The 6,455-nt window shown below is 31.4% G+C and carries 8 protein-coding genes; 1 reads left to right on the forward strand and 7 read right to left on the reverse strand.

Annotated features, from left to right (window positions below; genetic code table 11):
• Positions 1–164: 164 nt before the first annotated feature.
• Both KQI69_RS01850 and KQI69_RS01855 read right to left on the reverse strand, forming a co-directional pair.
• A complete protein-coding gene (locus KQI69_RS01850; protein WP_253288953.1) occupies positions 165–1,154 on the reverse strand; it encodes a LacI family DNA-binding transcriptional regulator in 990 nt (329 codons plus the stop codon).
• A 180-nt stretch (positions 1,155–1,334) separates the two neighbouring features.
• Positions 1,335–2,087, reverse strand: coding sequence for a hypothetical protein (locus tag KQI69_RS01855; protein WP_216563585.1), 753 nt, complete (start codon positions 2,085–2,087; stop codon positions 1,335–1,337).
• Between the two features lie 328 nt (positions 2,088–2,415).
• On the opposite strand from KQI69_RS01855, the gene KQI69_RS01860 reads away from it, so the two are divergent.
• Positions 2,416–2,781, forward strand: a complete 366-nt coding sequence (locus KQI69_RS01860; protein ID WP_371818697.1) for a hypothetical protein — start codon at positions 2,416–2,418, stop codon at positions 2,779–2,781.
• Positions 2,782–2,985: 204 nt separating this feature from the next.
• Here KQI69_RS01860 and KQI69_RS01865 read toward each other — a convergent pair whose 3' ends face one another.
• The 5 genes from KQI69_RS01865 to KQI69_RS01885 form a co-directional block, all read right to left on the reverse strand.
• Entirely contained in the window at positions 2,986–3,558 is a 573-nt protein-coding gene (locus tag KQI69_RS01865) for a hypothetical protein (RefSeq protein ID WP_216563586.1), read from the reverse strand.
• Positions 3,559–3,631: 73 nt separating this feature from the next.
• Positions 3,632–4,099, reverse strand: a complete 468-nt coding sequence (locus KQI69_RS01870) for a DUF4879 domain-containing protein (RefSeq protein WP_216563587.1) — start codon at positions 4,097–4,099, stop codon at positions 3,632–3,634.
• A 146-nt stretch (positions 4,100–4,245) separates the two neighbouring features.
• The gene (locus KQI69_RS01875; RefSeq protein WP_216563588.1) at positions 4,246–4,668 is read right to left on the reverse strand and encodes a hypothetical protein; all 423 of its coding nucleotides are present in this window, start codon (positions 4,666–4,668) and stop codon (positions 4,246–4,248) included.
• Between the two features lie 98 nt (positions 4,669–4,766).
• A complete protein-coding gene (locus tag KQI69_RS01880) occupies positions 4,767–5,483 on the reverse strand; it encodes a DUF4367 domain-containing protein (protein WP_216563589.1) in 717 nt (238 codons plus the stop codon).
• Between the two features lie 14 nt (positions 5,484–5,497).
• Positions 5,498–6,055 (reverse strand): RNA polymerase sigma factor, encoded by a 558-nt coding sequence (locus KQI69_RS01885; protein ID WP_216563590.1) that lies wholly within the window; start codon positions 6,053–6,055, stop codon positions 5,498–5,500.
• Between the last annotated feature and the right edge of the window lie 400 nt (positions 6,056–6,455).

Raw genomic sequence — 6,455 nt, forward strand, 5'->3', positions numbered from 1 at the left:
ACCGGTTTCATTTATATTCTTTATTATATCTTTTTGTTTTATTATGTCAATACGATTTTTATTAAGTTTTTTATTTTAGGAACCGTTCCCAAAAATTAGGTATAAAATTTGTTAAAGTTGCACAAAACGGATTCACATATTCTGCGAATCCGTTTTGTCTTCAATTATTTTTCTATTACACTTTTACGCTCGATGAGTTCATATGGGTTTATCTGAAGGGAACCCACCGGTTTTTCAAGTATCATCTGAATCATAGCTTCAGCACTGATTTCTCCCCAATTCTTCCAGTCAAATTTCACTGTGGTGAGTGGTGGATGAACCAATTCACCTGTTTCATAATTTCCAAATCCAACAACTGAAACTTCATCCGGAATAGATATTCCTCTTTCCAGCATTACTTTATATACTCCAAAAGCAATCCTGTCCGTTGCACAGACTATGGCAGCAGGTTTTTGTATTCTATCTGCAAATTTTCTTATATTATCAACCGCATCATTATAAAAAAATGTTGTTTCAATTATATTCTTTGGTTTTATACCACATGATGACAAGCCATCTATTACCCCCTGCCTTCTTTCAACACCTACTGCCTGGTCTTCCTCAGAAACCCATAACATATAAACCTCATTAAATCTTCTATTTCCTATGTATCTGCCAACCGCATACCCTGCATTATAATCATCGTTTATAATAGAATTCTGTCCCTTAAACCTCTGACCTAAAAACAATATTGGTATTTCTAATCTCTTCAGAGTCTGTTCATACTGTTCAGTAATTTTTGTTGCCAGAACCATGATTCCATCCACATTCATATTTTTCAGACGTTCTATACAACGGATTTCCTCTCCTATATCATTTTCTGTATCCATGATAAGCGGTGTATAACCATTCTTTTTAAGATAATCAACAATAGCTTCAACCAGACGAGGTGTTGTTACTGAATTAAACCCTGGAACTGTCAACCCTATAATCCTGCTTTCTTTTGCATTCAGTCTTGCAAAAACATTCGGCTCATAATTATTTTCTTCTATTACTTTTTTTATTTTCTGTGCTGTTACATTCCGGACACTGCCTCCATTAAGATATCTTGATACTGTGCTTTTTGCCACACCAGACATCTTTGCAATATCATTTATCGTCAATTTCTGGTTCAATCTGATAACTTCCCCTTTCAAATTCTTATTTTTCACAAACATAATACTATCATTTATGAAAAATATTTTCTACATATATTATTTATACTCATTATACTGTTTTGCAAGTTCAATAAAATATGCGTCAAAACACATTTATAAATGTATTATGACGCATTTTTTTGTGAAAAATATATATACCTATTTCTTCAAGTAATTAGAAATAACTTTTTTTCCATATTCCGAGATTCCTGTTAAATCAGATTTATGCTGCTTATCTAACAAAAACACTCCTACCTTTTTTAAATCCATATAAGAAAATGTATCACTATTTATGTTCACCATCTGATCAATACTAATCATTCCCTTTCCCAATACTGAATCTTTTGCCGCAACACATATTTTTTTAACATCCTGTGCTACCTTTTCTCCCTGCTCAGGACTTATATTAGCTCTGTCAGATGAAGTGTCATTTTTTGATAATGCCTCTTCTGCAGCTTCACGTGTTGAATAGTCTTTTACTGTTCTGTTAATCACAATATCTCCAGTTAAAACACGCATCTGTCTGCTATAACTGCTTGAAACAATATCCGATGCATCTTCAAATGCCTTGTCCAACAATTTCATTTGTTTATCATATTCTTCTCCATCATACTGTTCTGCAATTGCGTCTGACTGTTTTTTATAATTTTCAGCTAAGGTATCAACAAAATTACCATTAATAATCTCTTTGGTTCCTATTCCTTTGCACAATGACTTTCTTACTTCATATGTATCTTCAAATTCCTGAAGTTCCCCAGCCATTGCTAAACCACGATGTGATATTTCAAGACTAACACCACCTAAAATGCTATTTTCTGCTTTTTTATCAGTATTAACTATCGAATTATTCTTCTTGAGAGTTGTATTTACTTTGTAAATATCATTTTGCCCATTGAAATTATTTATTTTCATATTCTACCTCCTCCCTAGTATAACAATTAGTGTCAAAAAACTAAATAATTTTTGTTCTTAAACTTTTATTTGCATATATACTGCTTCTAACCAGTTAGTCTTTGATGATTCTCATTTTCCTATATATGACAATCTTAAAGTTGATAAACTTGCAATAATCATTTCTTATCAGCATAACTAGAATTATAAACAGCTTAACCTTCCAAATAACACACTATATTTTATAGCAGAATAAAACTATAATATTTTAAATCATACCGAACTACTTAATAATACTAACACCACTTTACAACTTTTTTCAAAAAAATAAATCGTACAGGGCTTTCTGATGTATAATAAATTTGACCATGCTGCCCACAATGGCTCCAATTACTTAAATGGGCACTGTTTTGTAAGCCTGATGCTCTGCGTACCAGTATGGAAACATAACAAGATTTCTTATCTTGCTGTGCCTTTAGGTTATCGGATGTGGCAGAAAAAAGAATCAAAACTGCAGCTTACTGCATCTATGGTTCGTCAGGTTATGCCTGAATTTTCACAAAAGAAAAATGTCATCATCCTTTGTGACGGCTGGTATATGAAAAAGAATCTTGTTTCCATTGTTGACGAATACCCTAATCTCGACTTGATCGGTAATGCAAGGTCAGACTCTGTTATTTATGATCTGGTGCCAGCACCTACAGGTAAAAAGTGACGACCTGCAAAACATGGACAAAGGCTCTCCATAGATGAAGATTTATTTGAGAAACGGGGGCTTCATTTATAAAATTGTAAAGTGGTGTATTTTTATATCAAAAACATTATTTTTTACAAATACACCTTCCATAAAATCTCTTTGAATTGAACACCTATCTGCTTCAAAGAGATTTTATCTTTTGATTTGTTAATTCTCTATCATTTACACTATATCCATAAATGAGTTATATGCATTTAAAACTTTACCACATTCTATATAACCCAAAAGATTATTTGCATTATACTGCATTTCCATAACTTGTTTTATATTATCAAAAAAATTCTTTTTTATGTTTGATGCACTTGATAAATCCACCTTTGCCAGATTTGTTCCAGACAAAACACTTGATGTATAAACACTATCATCCAGTTTTCCTTTTTCAACTAAATAAGCATTTAATGCAAGCATCTCATTTTCTGTCGCATTTGATATATCTACCATTCGTGGATCAACTAGTTGTTCAGTCTCACTCCCATCTGATGCTGTAGTTACTATCCGTAATATTGGATTTTCATCTGTATATGAATCTGATTTGTAAACTGTAACATTTGCACCATCAGACAATGCTCTTGATACTAAACCTCCCATTTTTAAAAGATAAGTTGTATTATAAGAATCATTTATTGCATTATCCACTTGAAAATTAGCTGTTTCCTTACATAATCCTTTTTGTTCTCGCTTCTGAAATATCCTTTTTAAATTACTAAATTCACATCCTAATCCATTAACATTCATATCTTTACCTCTCATAATTGTATTTATCTGTAATTGTAGGATAATGTTTTATTATCTTTAGGTCACCCAATAACTATTTGCTTATCTTAAACTGTGCAATTGCACTAACTGTATTCCAAGGTGAATTAATCGAAGTTGTTGAAAATTTAAAAGTATGCTTTCCTGCTACTGCTTTTCCGCAATTCCAATACTGTTTAAAGGCATACACCACACGATCCGCTCTTGTATAAGTTATATCTTTCACATATTTAGCCTTAGTCGCATCCCATTTAGCGATTTCATTATGTCCATATCCTACAATATAAACTGGAATGATAACATTTCCCTTACTATTAATGTATGCCTCTTCTGATACAATAGTAACACTTGACACCGCTGCTGCTGGTGCTTTGCTTACTTGTCCATCGTAGCTATATTCAACATTTTCCATCGTAATCTTCAATTCATCGCTATTATCATTTTCTGCCGCAAAAGCAGTGGTTGAAAATATCATTACAAATGCAAACATCAATGCAACTATCCTTCTTAATCTCTTAAACATATTAATCATCCTTTCTTCTTATACATTATCCTACAACTAAGTTATGTAAAATATTTCTTCATGAAATAATATTCATAAACTTCATTTTACAATAACTTCCTAACTTCCATAATACAGTAATGCCTTTTTTTAATTCTTAATTTCAACTAATAATTGACAACATTAGAATAAAAATTTTCGGTTTTCTGACTATTTCCTTTTTTAGTCGTAACAACAAATTTTGCTCTATATCTGCCACTTGAAGTCACCTGACAGCTTTTGCTTACTTTACATGCTATAGTAGAATATTTTACATCATCCCAAATTTTCACTCTTTTCCAAGTTCCATCAATGTACTTCTGAAGTCTTACTGATACAACAATAGAGTCAACTTTGATTTCTGCATTATATATTAATGTCAGATTAGCTGTACTACCAGTAATAGTCAGATTTTGACTTGAATTTTCATTTCGTGATATTATCTCCTGCTGTTCAATTACCTCACTAGCAAAAACCTCCGTTTGCTGTAAATATAACATATTAACTGCAACAATTCCAATGACAAGAATTTTAAATAATTTGTTTCTCATTTTTCATTTTCCTTTCCTACATTTTTAATGCATACTTTTAATTTTACAATATACTAAACAAAACAATACAGTAAAATCTTGCAAAATTTTTAAATTTTTTAATTTTTATTTTCGTACATACTCTCAGCCATCTTAAATAGTTCACCATCATCTATATCCGTATTTATTCCAATAGAATTTATATACTCATCATCATTCCACTGTAACTGTCTGCTGCCTTCTCCTATTTGATATAAATATCCAATATATCCTGCAATATTAACTTTCCTGCCTTTTACATCTTTTCCAGAATATATAGTATCTTTCAGGATTTTTTCTCTTGTAAAATAGAGTGTTTTATCTTCCTTTGACCATTCTTCATATATCCAGATACCATCATTTTCTTTGTTAATATAGTCAAACCCTTCGGGTACATACTGTGGCACATCATACATCCTTTTCTTTATCTTGTCTCCCCCATTTTCCTTTGAACGCCTATTTTTATTATAATCTATAGTAACATTCCCCGATTTATCCTGCTTTGAATATGTCATCCCCCACGCATCAAATCCAAAAATATCCGCACTTATATCAGAGGATGCAAATAAACCTATAAGAATCACACATATTAAAACCACTGCCACCAATGGCTTTAATACTTTGCTCTTTTTTACCCTTACTATTTTTTTATTTGACCGTTCATATAACACTTTATCCAATGTACATTTTTTAAAACCATTGGGTAATTTTACTTTTTCAAGTTCAAGATCATCATATTCTTTTACCACCTGCCTTTCATAAACCTCAAGACACTTTTTAAGTTCATTTTCAGTCATCTTGCTGCTCCTTTCTAATCCTTAAATAATCTCTTTCCCTCCAGAAGTTTCTCAAGTTTCTTTCTTCCTCTGCTCAGATATGAATAGACAGTGGATGTCTTCATATCAAATATCTGTGCCATTTCCTCCGCACTGTAACCATAAACATAATAAAATAAAAGTATATCGGCATACTTAGAAGGCAATTTCTGCATATAATACATTATCCTGTTTTCCTCAGATGATATATCAGGTATACCCCTATGTATTGCCTGTTTTCCTGATGTTTCTCTATTTTCGAGAAAAACATCCAGTGAAATAATTTTATTTTTCTTCTGCTTATTGTACATATTTATTGCAACCCTTCTAATAACAATAACAACAAAACCTTTCAAATCCTTGCAATCCTGCTCACTTATTTTTGAAAAAGTTTTACATATGTTTATGAATGCTTCCTGCACAGCATCCTGTGCAAGCCCCTCATCTTTTAATATGTCAAAGGCTATATAATACATAAGCCTTGAATATGTATCATATAAATCTTCAAATTTCTTTTGTTCTTTATCAGTAAACCTGATTTTACCGCACCTCAATTCATTCCTCCATTTTACTGAATTTTTCCATAATGTTTTATGTTTAATGCAACCAGCAATATCTACCCATTATACTAAACAAATCAAAATGTAAAAATCTTGCAATCTTTTAAAAATAGATGATATGATTTTTTATCTATATAAATAATTTATACATCATGAAAATAAAACAATATAACAACATAAATAATATAATCATACTAAAACAACCAAAAACAGCATAATTTAAAATTTACCTGACTGTCTGCATGAAACATTTCTAAATATATCCAAAACACTTCATTTTGCTTTCAATCCGTTCAATTTTTAAATTATGCTGTTTAAAACTATCAAGTAAGTCCACCACTTCTATTGCGTAGAGCAATAAGTGGGGGTGGGGACTTGCTTGTATCAGGAGGGG

The organism is Eubacterium sp. MSJ-13 (genome assembly GCF_018918235.1).
Lineage (GTDB): Bacteria > Bacillota > Clostridia > Lachnospirales > Lachnospiraceae > Butyribacter.